13 protein-coding genes are annotated in these 15928 nt (G+C 71.0%); 10 read left to right on the top strand and 3 right to left on the bottom strand.

The features are described 5' to 3' along the window. The first annotated feature begins 159 nt into the window (after positions 1-159). The 3 genes from OEB99_RS11070 to OEB99_RS11060 all read left to right on the top strand — a co-directional run bounded on the left by OEB99_RS11070 (position 160) and on the right by OEB99_RS11060 (position 2698). On the top strand, positions 160-708 hold the full coding sequence (locus OEB99_RS11070; RefSeq protein WP_263510112.1) for a hypothetical protein: 549 nt from the start codon (positions 160-162) through the stop codon (positions 706-708). A gap of 144 nt (positions 709-852) precedes the next feature. Next, positions 853-1524 carry a response regulator transcription factor gene (locus OEB99_RS11065; protein ID WP_263510111.1) on the top strand — a complete coding sequence of 224 codons (672 nt, stop codon included), beginning with the start codon at positions 853-855 and terminating at the stop codon, positions 1522-1524. A gap of 67 nt (positions 1525-1591) precedes the next feature. Continuing rightward, the gene (locus OEB99_RS11060; RefSeq protein ID WP_263510110.1) at positions 1592-2698 is read left to right on the top strand and encodes a sensor histidine kinase; all 1107 of its coding nucleotides are present in this window, start codon (positions 1592-1594) and stop codon (positions 2696-2698) included. Positions 2699-2728: 30 nt separating this feature from the next. Here OEB99_RS11060 and OEB99_RS11055 read toward each other — a convergent pair whose 3' ends face one another. From OEB99_RS11055 to OEB99_RS11045, 3 genes are all read right to left on the bottom strand, one after another. Continuing rightward, positions 2729-3619 carry a carbohydrate ABC transporter permease gene (locus OEB99_RS11055; protein ID WP_263510108.1) on the bottom strand — a complete coding sequence of 297 codons (891 nt, stop codon included), beginning with the start codon at positions 3617-3619 and terminating at the stop codon, positions 2729-2731. 3 nt (positions 3620-3622) lie between these two features. Then, positions 3623-4525, bottom strand: a complete 903-nt coding sequence (locus OEB99_RS11050) for a carbohydrate ABC transporter permease (RefSeq protein ID WP_263510106.1) — start codon at positions 4523-4525, stop codon at positions 3623-3625. Positions 4526-4601: 76 nt separating this feature from the next. Next, a complete protein-coding gene (locus tag OEB99_RS11045) occupies positions 4602-5915 on the bottom strand; it encodes an ABC transporter substrate-binding protein (RefSeq protein WP_263510105.1) in 1314 nt (437 codons plus the stop codon). Positions 5916-6385: 470 nt separating this feature from the next. Between OEB99_RS11045 and OEB99_RS11040 the strand changes: the two genes are divergently transcribed. The 7 genes from OEB99_RS11040 to OEB99_RS11010 all read left to right on the top strand — a co-directional run bounded on the left by OEB99_RS11040 (position 6386) and on the right by OEB99_RS11010 (position 15926). Beyond that, entirely contained in the window at positions 6386-9559 is a 3174-nt protein-coding gene (locus OEB99_RS11040) for a beta-glucosidase (protein WP_263510104.1), read from the top strand. A 119-nt stretch (positions 9560-9678) separates the two neighbouring features. After that, positions 9679-10872, top strand: a complete 1194-nt coding sequence (locus OEB99_RS11035; protein ID WP_263510103.1) for an ROK family transcriptional regulator — start codon at positions 9679-9681, stop codon at positions 10870-10872. A gap of 81 nt (positions 10873-10953) precedes the next feature. Further along, positions 10954-11763, top strand: a complete 810-nt coding sequence (gene amrB / locus OEB99_RS11030) for an AmmeMemoRadiSam system protein B (protein WP_263510101.1) — start codon at positions 10954-10956, stop codon at positions 11761-11763. Beyond that, positions 11726-12340, top strand: coding sequence for an AmmeMemoRadiSam system protein A (gene amrA, locus OEB99_RS11025; protein WP_263510100.1), 615 nt, complete (start codon positions 11726-11728; stop codon positions 12338-12340). The genes amrB and amrA overlap by 38 nt, the downstream gene beginning before the upstream one ends. Position 12341: 1 nt before the next feature. Next, the gene (gene amrS, locus OEB99_RS11020) at positions 12342-13421 is read left to right on the top strand and encodes an AmmeMemoRadiSam system radical SAM enzyme (RefSeq protein WP_263510099.1); all 1080 of its coding nucleotides are present in this window, start codon (positions 12342-12344) and stop codon (positions 13419-13421) included. Positions 13422-13497: 76 nt separating this feature from the next. Further along, the gene (locus OEB99_RS11015; protein ID WP_263510098.1) at positions 13498-14553 is read left to right on the top strand and encodes an alpha/beta fold hydrolase; all 1056 of its coding nucleotides are present in this window, start codon (positions 13498-13500) and stop codon (positions 14551-14553) included. Between the two features lie 128 nt (positions 14554-14681). Further along, positions 14682-15926, top strand: a complete 1245-nt coding sequence (locus OEB99_RS11010; protein WP_263510097.1) for an MFS transporter — start codon at positions 14682-14684, stop codon at positions 15924-15926. Positions 15927-15928: the final 2 nt, after the last annotated feature.

Genomic DNA, 15928 nt, shown 5'->3' with positions numbered 1-15928 from the left:
TTGTGGTTCTCGACGGTGGGTGCGACGAACCCGCCTGGTGTGGGTGGGTCGGCTGATGCGGCTGATGTGTACCGGTGGGATGGTTCGGGGTTCTCGCGGGTGTGGGACGCGTCGGTGGCTGGTTTGCCGAGCTCGGCGAACGTGGATGGGTTCTCGCGGGTGGATGACACGCACTTCTTCGTGTCGTTCGCGGCGAACAACACCAGCGTTCCTGGGTTGGGCAACGTGCAGGACGAGGACGTCGTGTACTACGCGGACGGGGTCTGGTCGGTGTACTTCGACGGGACCGCGCACGGGTTGACCGCGGGGAACTTGGACCTGGATGCGATCGACGTGGTCGGTGCGACCGGTGGGTCGGGTGGCACGTTGTTCTTCTCGACGGTGGGTGCGACGAACCCGCCGGGGGTGGGTGGTGCGGCTGATGACGCGGACATCTACTCCTGGGACGGGACGGGCTTCGCGCGGGTGTTCGACGCGTCGGTGGCCGGTCTGCCGGGTGCGGCGAACGTGGACGGGTTCGTGCGGGTGGATGCCACGCACCTGTACCTGTCGTTCGCGGGGACCACGACCGCGGTGCCGGGGGTGGGCAACGTGCAGGACGAGGACGTGGTCTACGACAACGCCGGGGTCTGGTCGGTGTACTTCGACGGCACCGCCCACGGGCTGACCGCCAACAACCTCGACATCGACGCCTTCGACCTGCCCTGAGGGCCCTTCGCGCCGCGGTGAACGCGGTCTTCTGACGCCGCTGGACGACTCCGCAACGGACGTTTGTCCTGAATTGGGGTGAAATCTACGCTTTGCCCTGGTTTTGGCCGTTTCTCCTCTCTAGGATCGAGGAGGAGGAACACCATGGGCGATGTTCTTGTGGTCGACGACGAGGAGCGAATCCGCTCCTTGATGGTCCGGTCGCTGAGCCAGGAGGGCCACCGTGTCGTGACGGCCGGCGACGGTGACGTCGCCCTCGAGCGTCTCGCGACGGAGTCGTTCGACCTCGTGCTCCTCGACCTCGTGATGCCGCGCTGCAACGGCCTGTCCGTCCTCGCGTCGCTGCGTCGGCGGCAGGACGCGACGCCGGTGATCGTCCTGTCCGGCGTGACCGAGGTCGGGGCGCGGGTCCAGGCGCTCGAGCGCGGCGCCGTCGACGTCGTCGCCAAGCCGTTCTCGCTGGTGGAGCTGCTCGCCCGGACCCGCCGGCACATGTCGGCTCCGCGTCGCGCGCGGGACGACGGCCGCTACTTGGAGGCCGGCGGGATCCGTCTGGACCTGGACCGCCGGTGCGCCCGCGTCCACTCGCGTGACGTGGCCCTCGCGGAGCGTGAGTTCACCCTGCTCGCCCACCTGATGCGGCGTCAGGGAGAGGTCTGCAGCCGCGAGGAGCTGCTGCGCGACGTCTGGGGCCTGGCGTTCGACCCCGGAAGCAACGTCGTCGAGGTCGCCGTCCGCAGGCTTCGAGCCAGGCTCGAGCCTGATCCCCCCATAGAGACGGTTCGCAATGTCGGCTACTACTTCTCCGGTCCCTAGTGCGTCGAGCGGTCGGCTCGGCCTTTTCTGGGCCTGGCTGACCATCGCGGTCGCGTGCACGATCCTGATGTGGTCCTTCCCCGGCGAGGAGACCATGGCCTACCACCTCGCGTGGGCGTCGTTCGCGCTGCTCTACGGCCTCGGGAACTGGCACCTGCGCACCGCCGTCGTGGGAGTGGCGGCATGCACCGCCATGACCGGTGCGGTGCTCGTCGTGCGGGCGTCGACCGGGGTGATCGCGTGGCAGGAGACCAGCGAGATCCCGCTCATGGCGTTGCTCGTCGTGCTGGTCGTGTGGCACGTGCGACGGCGACAGATCGCACTCGGCACGGTCATCGCGATGGCGGACCGGGAGCGCCGCCTGGCCGGCGACCGGGACCGCCTGAGCCGACTGACGTCGCACGAGCTCAGGACCCCGTTGACGATCGCGCGCGGGTACGTCGAGCTGTTGCTCAACCGGCCGCGCGACGCCGAGGACCGCCGCGACCTCGAGGTCGTGGACGACGAGCTCGACCGCCTGACCCGCGTGACCGACCGTCTGGTCCGAGCCTTCCGCCTCCAGGGCGGCACCGACGTCGAGGAGGTCGACCTCGACGGCCTCGTGACGCAGACCGCGCAGCGCTGGTCACAGGTCGCCGAGCGGACCTGGGCGGTCAGCGCGCAGGCCGGGACCTACCTCGGGTCCGCCGAGCGCATGCGGGCGAGCCTCGACACGCTCATCGAGAATGCCCTGCGCTACACGGGTCGGGGCGACCGGATCAGTCTCACCGCGTCGCGCCGGGCCGGTCTGATCGAGGTCACGGTCGCCGACAGCGGGTCCGGCCTCAGCAGGGATCAGGTCGCGGCGATCAACGATCCCACCCCGGCGCAGCCGCCTCGCGACGATCTCTCGCAGACCGGGCTCGGTCTCGCCCTGGTGCGTGGGCTGGCGGAGGCCCGTGGCGGCCGGCTGGTGGCCGCGACCAGGCCGGAGGGAGGCTCGTCGCTGACCATCCGCTTCCCGGTCGCGCCCTCGGCCATCGTGCCGCGCGTGACACCGGTCCCCGAGCGTGGGACCAAGGCCGCCCGCCGCGACGAGGTCCTGGTGGACGGCCGGCTGCGCTTCGAGCCGTACCGCCGGCGCCGCGGCGCAGCGCCGCGGTGGCGACTCGCGAGCACGTGGTGGCGAGCGTAGGAGGCCGGGCCGCGTCGAGCAGGGCGCCGCTCAGCCCTTGACCGAGCCGGACATCAGCCCGCCGATGAAGTACTTGCCGAGCACGACGTACACGATCATGGTCGGCGCCGACGCGAGCAGCGCACCGGCCATCGACGCACCGTAGTTGGCCAGGATCGAGCCGTTCGCCAGGTTGTTCAGGGCGAGGGTGACCGGGCCGTTCTGCGCCGAGGAGAAGAACACCGCGAACAGGAAGTCGTTCCACGCGGACGTGAACTGCCAGATCAGCACGACCACGAAGCTCGGGATCGAGATGGGCAGCACGATGGACCAGTAGGTGCGCAGCATCCCGGCACCGTCGACGCGGCCGGCCTCGACCAGCTCGGCCGGCACGGACTCGTAGTAGTTGCGGAAGATCAGGGTCGTGATCGGGATGCCGTAGATCACGTGGAGCACGATCAGGGTCGGTACGCCGCTCGGCAGGCCGATGCCCAGCACGAGCTGCAGCAGCGGGATCATCACGGCCTGATAGGGGATGAACATCCCGAACAGGATCAGGGTGAAGACGATGTCGGCCCCGCGGAACCGCCAGCGGGACAGCACGAAGCCGTTCATCGAGCCGAGCATCGCGGAGATGATCGACGCCGGGACGACCATCAGCATCGACCGCCCGATCGCCGGTGCGAGCGTGACCCACGCCTCGTGCCAGTTGTCCAGGATCCACACGGTCGGCAGGTTCCAGGCCCGGGCCGCCGCGGCGTCGCCCTGGCCCTTGAAGCTGGTGATGAGCAGCACGTACACCGGGATGAGCACGACGACGAGGAAGAACAGCAGCGCCGCGTAGCGCAGGGTGCGGCTCAGGGCGAACCGGGGGTCGATCGGGTGGCGCCGACCGCGCGTGCGGCCCGCCGCGACGTCGGTGCTGGTCGAGGTGGTGGTCATGGTTCACCGCCGCCCGGACCGTGCGACGTGCACGAGGTAGGGGATGATCAGGATCGCGACGATCACGAGCAGGATGACGCCGACCGCCGCGGAGCTGGCGTAGTCGTACTCGCTCTTGAACAGGAACATGTCGATCGCGGGAACCTTGGTCTGGTAGTTCGCCGGTTTCGAGATGGACATGATCAGGTCGAAGACCTTGAGCGACATGTGCCCGATCACGATCACCGCGGACAGCGCGATCGGGGTGAGCTGCGGGAAGACCACCAGCCGGTAGAGCTGCCACTCGGACGCGCCGTCGATCCGGGCCGCTTCCCGAAGCTCCTCGGGGATGCCGCGGAAGCCGGCCAGGAACAGGGCCATGACGTAGCCCGCGAGCTGCCAGATCGCCGGGATCGCGATCGCGGTGATCCCGAAGTTGACGTTGTTCCACCAGCCGTTCTGCAGGAAGTCCAGGCCGACCATCTGGAACAGTCGGTTCAGGCCGCTGGCCTTGTCGCCGGTGTTGGAGTTGAGCAGCCACCGCCACACGACACCTGACGCGATGAACGAGACGGCCATCGGGAACAGGTAGATCGAGCGGAAGACGCCCTCACCCTTCACCGGCCGGTCGAGCATCCACGCCCACAGGAAGCCGAACACCATCGTCCCCGCGAGGAAGACGACGGTGTAGAGGGCGAGGTTCTTCAGCGAGTGCTGGAACGAGTCGCTGCCCAGCAGGTCCCAGTAGTTCGCGAGCCCGACGAAGGCGACCGGGGCCCGGCCGGTGGTCTGGGCCGCGGTGTGCATGTCGGTCATCGACGTGTAGGCGTTGATGGCGATCAGGCCGTACACGAAGACGCCGATCAGGATCAGGGACGGCGAGATGAGCAGGAGCGGCGGACCCCAACCGCGGATCGTGCGGCGCACGGGACCTCCCGTCGTTCGTCGGGCTGGTGGCCTCGGAGGCGGGGGCGCCGCGCGCGGCGGCGCCCCCGCGCACCGGTCAGCCGGCCGAGGCTGCCAGCTCGCTCTGGAAGGTCGCCAGGTCCGAGCCACCCGTCGTGAACTTGCTGGTCGCGTCGGAGATCGCGTTGAGCTGTGCGATCGGGGCCGCGGCGCCGTGCATCAGCGACGGCACGATCGTGTCGGACCCGAAGTCCTTGATCGCGCTCTGCTGGTACTCGTTGAACTCCATCGGGTCGGCGTCGGTCCGGGCCGGGATGGAGCCCTTGGCCTTGTTGAACGCGGTCTGGCCCTCGAGGGAGCCGACGACGTCCAGCCATGCCTTGGCACCGTCGGGGTGCGGTGCACCGACCGGGAGCGTGAACGAGTCGGCCAGGAAGTCGAAGATCCCGTCGGTCCCGGGCACGGGGAAGTAGATGTAGTCCGTGCCTGCCGTCAGGCTCTCGGCGTCGAGCTCGCCGGCCGCCCAGTCACCCATGACGTTGAACGCCGCGTCTCCGCTGGTGACCATGCCCAGTGCGTCGGGCCAGTCGAGCCCGTCGCGGTCGGTGTTGGTGTAGCTCATCAGCTTCTGGAAGTCCTCCAGCGCCGCGGTCACGTCGGCACCCGTCCAGTCCGTCTCGCCGAGCCACAGGCCGTTGTAGGCGTCCGGCCCGAGGTCCGAGATCAGCACGGTCTCGAGCAGCTGCACCTGGGTCCACGTCGTCGCGATCGACAGAGCGGTCTTGCCGCTCGCCTGGACCGCGTCGAGTGCGGTGAACCAGTCCGCCATGGTCGCGTAGGTCGCCGTGGGGTCGAGGCCCGCGGCCTCGATCACCGACGGGTTGGCCCACACGACGTTGGCGCGGTGGATGTTCGCCGGCACCGAGTAGATCGCGCCGTCGACCGTGAGGAGATCGAGCAGGTCGGCGGGGAAGGCGTCGGTCAGGCCGAACTCCGTGTAGAGGTCGCTGATGTCCTCGACCTGCCCGGCGGCGATGTAGTCGTCGAGCTCCGCGCCTGCGTGGGCCTGGAAGGTGTCCGGCGGGTCGTTGGCCTGCAGGCGGGACTGCAGCAGGTCCTTGGCCGCCGAGCCTGCGCCGCCGGCGACGGCACCGTTGATGAACTCGACGTTCGGGTACTTCTCGGCGAGCACGCTCACCAGGCCGTCGAGGCCGGCCTTCTCACCACCTGACGTCCACCAGGTGAAGACCTCCACCTCGGTGGCGGCCCCCGCGGTGTCCGTCGCGCTCCCGCTCGTGCTCTCGGTGGCGGTGTCGCCACCCCCGCTGTCCCCGCTGCTGCAACCCATCAGGGTGAGACCTGCGACAGCGATGCCGGCCAGGACGCCGGCGTACCTGCGGTGAACTCTCATGATCGTCTGCGCCTCCATTGCCGCGTTCGGTCGGGGGTTCGGTCGCGCGGCAGGGTGGCGGCTCGACCGGACCCACTAGCGATTCCACTCCGCTCCGACGGTTGAGGTCAAGAAGTGAATCCAATGTGTATACGAACCGTTACCGTTCGAACAGACGCCGAAGATCAGCACAATTTGGATGTTGACGGTGCGAACCGGGCGTGAGTACGGTGCGGAGGTCCACCCCATGCACGCAGTGACGCGGGCCTGGGCCCCGAAGCCGCCGACGGAGACGGCTTCGACGCCGAGCGGCCGCGCGTGCGTCGAGCCGCGCCCCCGAAGGGCTGTGCGTCGCTGCGCCGTGAGGTCGGCGATGGTGTCCACCAGCAGGGGTGCCCACCAGCAGCGGTGTCCAACGAGTGTGTCGGAGAGGACAACCCATGCAACTTCTCAACGTTCGGAGCGCGGGGGGTCGCGCTCTTGTCGCCGGCGTGGCTGCGACCGCGTTGGCTGTGGTCGGGGCCGTGGGTGCGGTCGCGGCGACGACCGATCCGGATCCGTCGGCGATGGAGCTGGCGCACGCGGAGCTGTCCAAGCAGGCTGCGACGCAGGGCATGGTGCTGCTGGAGAACGACGGCGGTCTGCCGATGGCCTCGTCCGGCAACGTCGCGCTGTTCGGCGTCGGTGCCTACGCGACCGTCAAGGGCGGCACGGGGTCGGGCGCGGTGAACAACCGCTACACGATCAGTGTGCGCGAGGGCTTCGAGAACGCCGGGTACGTGGTCACGACGAGTGACGCGTACTGGGATGCGATGGTGGCGGCGTTCGACTCGCTGCCCGGTGGTGGCGGGATGTTCGGTGGCGTCGACTACTCGGCGGCGGAGCAGCTGCTGACGGCCGAGACGGTGGCGCCGACGGCCGAGACGGACACGGCGTTGTTCGTGGTCGCACGCAACTCCGGTGAGGGCAGCGACCGGTCCTCGGGTCAGGGTGACTACCTGCTGACCGACACCGAGCGCGCGGACATCGCGTTGCTGGGTCAGACCTACCCGAACGTGGTCGTGGTGCTGAACGTGGGCGGCGTGGTCGACACGGCGTTCTTCGCCCAGGTCAACGGCGAGGTGGCCGACCCCGACGGCGGGCAGGCCCTCGATGCGCTGTTCTTGATGAGCCAGGCCGGCCAGGAGGCCGGCAACGCCCTGGTCGAGGTGCTCAACGGCACCGTCAACCCGTCCGGCAAGCTCGTGGACACCTGGGCCGCCTCGTACGACCTCTATCCCGCCTCGGCGACGTTCGCGAACGCCGATGGTGACGTCGCGAACGAGGTGTACTCCGAGGGCATCTACGTGGGGTACCGGTACTTCGACTCGTTCGCCAAGCAGATCGCTCCGGACGACCCCGACGGCGGGGTGCTGTACCCGTTCGGCTACGGCCTGTCGTACACCGACTTCGAGGTCAAGACCCTCAACGTGTCGGCGGACATGGACTCCGTGACCGTGAAGGTGAAGGTGACCAACACCGGTCGTGAGGTCTCCGGTCGTGACGTGGTGCAGGTGTACTTCTCCGCGCCGCAGACCGGCCTGGACAAGCCCTTCCAGGAGCTCGCGGGCTTCGCGAAGACCGACGAGCTGGCCCCGCGTGCCTCGCAGATCCTGACCATCTCGTTCCCGACCACGGAGATGTCCTCCTACGACATGTCCAAGGCCGCGTACGTGATGGACAAGGGCGACTACCTGATCCGGGTCGGCGACTCCTCACGTGACACCGAGGTCGTCGCGAAGATCGGCTTGGGCAAGACCCTGACCACCGAGCAGCTGTCCACCCAGGTCGACGACCAGGCCCCCGACGAGGTCCTGACCTCCGACCCGGACCTGTTCTACAGCTACGGCTCCCAGGCCAAGGAGATCCGCACCGCGCAGCGGGTGAACCTGTCGACCAGGCACTTCCACGCAGCGGACGACGCGTCCGTGTACTCCCAGGACGTCCCGGTGAGCGCGGACTCCTCGTACTACGGCTTCGACGGCGACCTGATGTCGTCGATCACGGCGTACGTCGACCCGGACCAGACCGACTGGGAAGGCACCGGTGCCCCCTACGCGGCCAAGCTCGGCGAGTCGATCAGCTACGTCGAGACCGACCCGTCGATCACGCTGTACGACGTGGCCTCCGGCGCCGCGACCATGGAGCAGCTCGTCGCCGGCTTCAGCGTGACCCAGCTGGCGAACATCGTCGAGGGTGCCAGCACGGCCGGCTCGACCCTGACCGCAGCCGGGGCGGCGGGCTACACGACCGCGCTCTACGAGGACCAGGGAATCCCGGGGATGACCTTGTCCGACGGTCCCGCCGGACTGCGCCTCACCCAGGAGTGGACCGCCGGCGACACGACGTACTACCAGTGGTGCACGGCGTGGCCGATCGGCACGATGCTGGCGCAGACCTGGGACCGCGACCTGGTCCAGCAGGTCGGCGCGGCGATCGGCGCGGAGATGAACGAGTACGGCGTGACCCTGTGGCTCGCGCCGGGCATGAACATCCACCGCGACCCACTCAACGGCCGCAACTTCGAGTACTTCTCCGAGGACCCGCTCGTCTCCGGTGAGACCGCGACCGCCGAGACGCTCGGCGTGCAGTCCAACCCGGGTGTCGGCGTCACGCTGAAGCACTACGTGACGAACAACCAGGAGAGCAACCGCGGCGCCGAGAACAACGTCGTCGACGAGCGAGCCCTGCGGGAGATCTACCTCAAGGGGTTCCAGATCGCGGTCGAGTCCGCTCAGCCGATGGCGATCATGACGTCGTACAACCGGATCCAGGGTACGTACGCGTCCGCGAACTACGACATGAACACCGACCTCATGCGTGGTGAGTGGGGCTTCAAGGGCCTGATCATGACCGACTGGGGCGGGTCCCACGACCCGGCGCAGGTCATGTACTCCGGCAACGACCTGATCATGCCGGGCAACAACCCGAGCGAAGTGATGAACGCCATGCTCGTGGTCCCGCCGACGATCGACGTGAACGGACTCCCGGTCTACTCACGCTCCGTCTTCACCTGGGGCACGATGCAGTTCGTCTGGTGGACCTGGTCGTTCAACGGGCTGACCCTGTCGGCGACCGGTGCGGAGACGGTGAGCACCACCGTCGACGCGACCACCGACCTCTCGCAGGTGCAGTCGATGGACAACGGCACGCCCGTGTCCTACGCGTCGGTGGACGAGGCCTACCAGTCCGTGATGACCCTGCTGGACCCGGCGACCAACGCGCTCAACGCCGGCCAGCGCGCGGCCATCTCGGTCACCGACGTGGTCCACGAGGTCGACGGCGACGACACCAGCCCGGTCGTGTCCTACACGGTCGTGATGACCGGGGACTACCCGGCCGAGTTCCTCCTGCGGCTGGGAGACCTGCAGCGCTCGGCGATGCGGATCCTCACCATCGCGCTGCACTCCGCGCAGTTCGGTGAGCTCGCCGGCCTGCAGGGCGTCGACGGCGTCGACACGGCTCCGTACAGCGGCCTGTTCGACCTCGCCGAGTTCGTCAGCGTGGACCTCGGTCGTGTCTCGGGCGGCAACGGTCACGACGGCGACCACGGCGGGTCCTCGGGCCAGCACCCGGTGCCCGGTCACCCGGGGGCCTGGCACCCGTCGGTGCCGCGTCCCTGCTGATCCGCCCATGACGGCGGGTGGCGAGGCCGTTCTCCGGCCCCGCCACCCGCCGTGCTTTTGAGCCACGATCGTTTGAACAATCGTGGCTGGAATGCCTCCGTCGGCCCTAGGATGTGCTCATGGTGGAGCGCCGGGACTCGACGTTGCGGGATCGGACCCGCGACGAGCTGTTCGAGCTGATCCGGACGACCCCGGCGATCACCCGGGCCCGCCTGGCGGAGCTGACCGGCGTCTCGCGCAGCACCGTCAACCACGCCGTCGGCCGGCTGGTCGACGCGGGCCTCGTCGCCGAGGTCCCGGCCGTCCGGTCCAAGGCGAGCGGGCGCCCGGGTGTCGGCCTCGCGGTCGCTCCGAGCGGCGGGGCCGTCGGCGGGATCGACTTCGGCCACGGGCACATCGCCGTCGCGGTGGCGGACGCGGTCGGCACCGTGCTGGGGTCGGAGTACCGACCCATGAACGTCGACCTCGACGCGGCGGGTGCGCTCGACTACGCCGTCGACACGCTCACCCGCCTCGCGGGCGCGCACACCGACCGGCCGCTGTCGCTCGTCGTCGCCGGTGTACCCGGACCCCTCGACGCACGGACCGGCGAGGTGCGCTCACCCACGATCCTGTCCGGATGGGTCGGTCGCGCGCCCGCCCAGGAGCTCGCCGATCGCCTCGGCGCGCCGGTGCACGTCGAGAACGACGCCGTTCTGGGCGCCTACGGCGAACGACAGCTCGGGGCCGGCCGCGGACACCAGGACTTCCTCTACGTGAAGGCGTCGGGCGGGATCGGAGCCGGGTTGATGCTCGGCGGGTCGATCTACAACGGGGCCACCGGCCTCGCCGGCGAGATCGGCCACACCGAGGTGGCCGGCCACACCGAGCCGTGCCGCTGCGGGAACCGGGGCTGCCTCGAGGCGGTCGTCTCGATCGACTCGCTCCGCGCCCAAATTGCCCATGCCCACCCCGGACGGGACCTCGCCGCGCCGCCGGTCGCCCACGCCCGTCCCGGAGGCGACATGTCCGCGCCGCACATCGGGCTCGGCGACCTCAGCGACCCGATCACGACGCGGATCATCAACGAGGCGGGTCGCACGCTGGGGCGCGCGCTGGCCGGGATGTGCAACCTGCTGAACCCCAGCGCCGTGATCATCGGCGGGCTGCTCGGCACCGCGGCTCCCGCCTTCGTCGACGGCGTCGAGGCCTCGATCCGACGGCGTGCTCAGCCCGCGACCGCCGCCGAGCTCAGCGTGCTCGCGGCCGAGCTGGGCCCGCGCGCGGAGCTCTTCGGCGCGATCCAGCTGGCGGCCCACCGCGCACCACGCTGACGGGTCGGCCACCCGACGCGGGACGCGGCCGACGCACGCGGGACCGGGTCCCGCCGCCGCGAGCGGTGGGACAATCGAGGTATGCCGGACGTCAGACCGGCAGCGGTTGCCGGGATGTTCTACCCCCACGAACGCTCGGACCTGGAGCACAGCGTCCGCGCGCTGGTCGACGACGCCGCGCGGCGGATCGACCCGCACGTCCCGGTGCCCAAGGCCCTGGTCCTGCCGCACGCCGGATACGTGTACTCCGGCTCGACCGCCGCGCTCGGCTACGCGCTGCTGGCGCGCGCACGCGATCGCGTCCGCCGGGTCGTGCTGCTCGGACCGACCCACCGGGTCGCGGTGGACGGCCTCGCGCTGCCGGAGTCCGAGGCCTTCTCGACGCCGCTGGGCCTCGTCCCGGTCGAACCGGTCGACGCGGAGACCCGGGCGGCGCTGCCACAGCTGGTGGACAGCGCCGTGACCCACGCGGCCGAGCACTCGCTCGAGGTGCACCTGCCGTTCCTCCAGGTGGTCCTCGACGGCCCGACCGTGCTGCCGCTCGCGGTCGGACGCACCCACCCCGACCAGGTCGCCGACGTCCTGGACACGTTCTGGGGTGGCACGGAGACGGTGGTGGTCGTCAGCTCGGACCTCTCGCACTACCTGCCGTACGACGTCGCGGCCCGGATCGACCGCGCGACCGTGGAGCAGATCCTCCAGCTCGACGGCCCGCTCGAGCCCGAGCAGGCCTGCGGCGCCGCACCCGTCAACGGGCTGCTCGTCGCCGCGCTGCGCCACGGGCTGCTGCCGCGGCTGCTCGGCATGTGCAGCTCGGGCGACACCGCGGGGGACCGGCGAAGGGTGGTGGGGTATGCCGCGATCGGCTTCGACGAGTCCGCCCGAGCGTGACGGCGCCGCGCTGGTGACCCCGCCGCCGCTCCCGGACGACGCCGGTCCGGTGCTGCTCCGGCTCGCGCGCGCCGCGGTCGCCCGCGAGCTCGGCGAGCGCGTCGACGTGGACGAGTCGGCCGACTGGCTCGCGCGACCTGGGGCGGCGTTCGTCACGCTCTGGTCGGGTCCGCACCTGCGTGGGTGCATCGGTTCGCTGGAAGCGCGCCGGCCCCTGCGCGAGGACGTCGAGGCGAACGCCCGAGCGGCCGCGTTCCGGGACCCACGGTTCGTGCCGCTGAGCCGCGCCGAGCTCGCGACCGTCCAGGTCGAGGTCTCGGTGCTCTCCGACGTGACGCCGTTCCCGGTGGCCGACGAGGCCGATGCGCTCGCGCGGCTCCGGCCCGGTGTCGACGGTGTCGTGCTGACCTGCTGCGGGCGCCGCGGCACCCTGCTGCCGCAGGTCTGGGAGCGTCTGCCGGCCCCGGTGGACTTCCTTGCCGCGCTGCGCACCAAGGCGGGGCTGCCGGCCGGCTTCTGGAGCGACGAGGTGCGGCTCGGCCGCTACACCGTCAGCGAGTACGCCGAGGAGGTCTGAGATGACGACCGAGACCGAGCACCCGGCACGGTTCTGGCGGAGGCTCGATGACGGGCGCATCGAGTGCGACCTGTGCCCGCGTGAGTGCCGTCTGCGCGACGGGCAGCGCGGCTTCTGCTTCGTCCGGATGCGCCAGGGCGACCAGCTCGTCCTGACCACCTACGGGCGGTCGTCCGGGTTCTGCATCGACCCGATCGAGAAGAAGCCGCTGAACCACTTCTACCCGGGTAGCTCCGTGCTGTCCTTCGGGACCGCCGGCTGCAACCTGGGCTGCAAGTTCTGCCAGAACTGGGACATCTCGAAGGCCCGGGAGATGGACCGGCTGATGGACCGGGCGATGCCGGACGACGTCGCGCGCGCCGCGGTGGAGCTCGGCTGCCGGAGCGTCGCGTTCACGTACAACGACCCGGTGATCTTCACCGAGTACGCGGTCGACGTGGCCGCCGCGTGCCACGAGCGCGGCGTGCAGGCCGTCGCGGTGACGGCCGGGTACATCAACCCGGAAGGCCGGCGCGACCTGTTCGGCGCGATGGACGCCGCGAACGTCGACCTCAAGGGGTTCACCGACGACTTCTACCGGCGGATCACCGGCGCGCGCCTGCAACCGGTGCTCGACACCCTGACCTACCTGCGGCACGAGACCTCCGTCTGGCTCGAGATCACGACGCTGCTCATCCCGGGCCACAACGACTCCGACGAGGAGCTCCGTGCGATGTTCCGCTGGGTGCTCGACGAGCTCGGGCCGGACGTCCCGCACCACGTGACCGCCTTCCACCCGGACTGGCGGATGCGCGACGTGCCGCCGACCCCTCGGGCCACCTTGGTGCGCGCGCGGCAGATCGCCCTCGAGGAGGGGCTGCACTTCGTCTACACCGGCAACGTCCGCGACCCGGCCGGCGAGGTGACGGCGTGCGCGCAGTGCGGCGCCGCGCTGATCGAGCGGGACTGGTACGCCATCCACGCGTACCGGCTGACCGCCGACGGCCGCTGCCCGCGTTGCGGGACCGCGCTGCCCGGGCGGTTCGCGGCGGAGGCGGACGACTTCGGTCCGCGGCGGATCCCGGTGGTTCTCGGTCGCTGACCGCCGACGGTCCGCTGCCCCCGGTTGGGCCTCGGCCAGTGCCTCGCTGCGTGCCTCGCCATACGATCGACCTGCGATGCAGCAGGAGATCAGGTTCTGCGCGGCGCCGGACGGCGTCACGCTCGCCTATGCCACGGTGGGTTCCGGCCCTGGGACGCCCCTCGTGCGGGTCGCGACCTGGCTGACGCACCTCGAGCGCGACGCGGCGATCTACGCCCACTGGTTCGACGAGCTGGGTCGTGGGCGGCCGTTCGTGCGCTACGACATGCGCGGGTGCGGGCTGTCCGACCGGGACGCGGCCGACCTCTCGCTCACGGCCCGCGTGGCCGACCTCGCGACCGTCCTCGACGCGGCCGGCCTCGAGCGCGTCGACCTGCTCGGGCTGTCCGGCGGGGCAGCGGTCGCGATCGCGTACGCGGTGCGCCACCCCGAGCGGGTGCGGCGGCTCGTGCTCTACGGCGGCTACGCACGCGGTCGCGGGCGGCGCCCGCACACCGCCGCCGAGCGTGAGCAGGATGCGCTGCTGGTCTCGCTGACGCGGGTCGGCTGGGGACTCGAGACGCCCGCTTTCCGACGCGTGTTCACCACGCTGTTCATGCCCGACGCGGACGAGCGCGAGGTCGGCGAGTACGAGGACATGCAGCGGGTGTCCGCGTCGCCGGAGACCGCGGCACGGATCCGTGAGACGTCCGCGGAGATCGACGTCTCCGACCTCGCCCGCGACGTGCGCGCCGCGACGCTCGTCGTCCATGTCCGCGACGACGGTGTGACGCCGTTCGAGGAAGGGCGACGAATGGCGACCCTGATCCCCGGAGCGCGCTTCGTCCCGCTCGACGGGCGCAACCACATCCTCCTGGCGCGCGACCCGGCCTGGCACCGGCTCGTCGCCGCCGTGCGCGAGTTCCTCGACGACGTCCGCGCTGGGCCGGACCCCCTGGCCGGGCTCACGGCGCGCGAGCGTGCCGTGCTCGCCCTCGTCGCCCAGGGGCTCGGCAACGACGAGATCGGGGACCGGCTCGGGTTGAGCGTGCGCACGGTGGAGCGCCACATCTCGCACCTGTACCGCAAGCTCGGGCTCGCAGGCGGCTCGGCGCGAGCAGCCGCCGCGGCCGTCTTCCTCCGTTCGGGCTGAGGCGCCCGTCCCGAGTGCGTGCGCACCGCCACGCGTGACCGCGCCGGAGCGCCCGACGAGCGTGCCCGCACGGACGTCGTGACGGCGCGCGGTGCCTAGCGTCGACGGGGTCACCGAAGGAGGCCACCATGACCCGCAGCGCACCACGACCGGCAGCACCTGCGACGACGACACGTGAGCACGCAGCACCTGCGCCTGCGACACAGCTCCCCGCCGTGCTCGCTCTCGCGATGTTCGCGGCGCAGGCGCCGGGGTTCGTCCTGCCGCCCGTCGTCGCACAGCTCGCGGACGACCTGGGCGTCTCGGTGGGCGCGATCGGTGCGTTGCGCGGGGTCTCCGGGCTGGCCGCCGCGGTCGCGACCGTGCTGCTCGTCACCCTCGCGCGCAGCGTCGGGCTGCGAGACCTCCTTGCGGTCGGGCTCGGGTCGGTCGCCGTGGGGTCCGCGCTCGCCGGCGTCGCGACCGGCCTGACCGTGCTGATCGTGGCCCACGTGGTCCTGGGCCTCGGTCTCGCGACGGTCCTGACCAGCGCGCTCGCGGCCGCCAAGGTGTGGGGCGGGGCCGACGACGCACCGCGGCTGCTGTCGGCAGCGATGATGGGCCCGCCGGCCGCGGCCGTGCTGGCCACCCTCACGTCCGGGCTGCTGGCCCAGTCGTGGCGGACGACCTGGCTGCTCGTGCCGTGCGCGACGAGTCTGCTGGCCCTCGCCGGGACGCTGCGGCTGCCCCGCGACGTCGCGCCCGCGCAGCTCGAGCCCGGCGCGCCGGACGTTCAGGTCTGGCGGACCACCCGGGCACGGGCCTGGGCGCTCGGTGAGCTCCTCGCCTACGCCGGGTGGTCGGCCGTCGTCGTCTACGCCGGCGCGCTCTTCGCCCGGACCTACGGGACCGCGCCGGGCACGGTCGGGCTGCTGATCGGCGTGAGCGCCGTGGCCTTCATGGTCGGGACCCGACTCGCCCGCCCGCGCCTCGCGCGGGCCCGTGACCTCCTGGTGCCCGGTGCGGCGCTGCTGGCGATCGGCGGGGCGGCGCTCGGTCTGGTGCGGCCGTCCGCGGCCGTCAGCGCGAGCGTGCTCGCTGCCCTCGGGTTCGTCGCCGGGGCCCGGAGCATCGCCGCGAGCGCGTTCGGGCTGCAGCTCGCCGGTCGGGGCGTGGCGGCGATGGCGGTGCGGACCACCGCCCAGCAGCTCGGTTACCTCGTCGGCGCCGCCGCCGGCGGCGCGATGGTCGCGAGGGCCGGCTTCGCCGGCCTCGGCGTCCTGGTCGGAACGCTCTTCACGCTCGCGGCCGTCGTCCACGTCGGAACCCGCGGCGTGCAGCGCACGACGAGCGCGGCCGTGCCCGGAGCGGTCGGGGTGCCGGTGCGGTCGTGACG

This window comes from Actinotalea endophytica, assembly GCF_025717005.1.
In the GTDB taxonomy this organism is placed as follows: domain Bacteria; phylum Actinomycetota; class Actinomycetes; order Actinomycetales; family Cellulomonadaceae; genus Actinotalea.
This window is presented reverse-complemented; position numbering and strand designations above follow the sequence as displayed.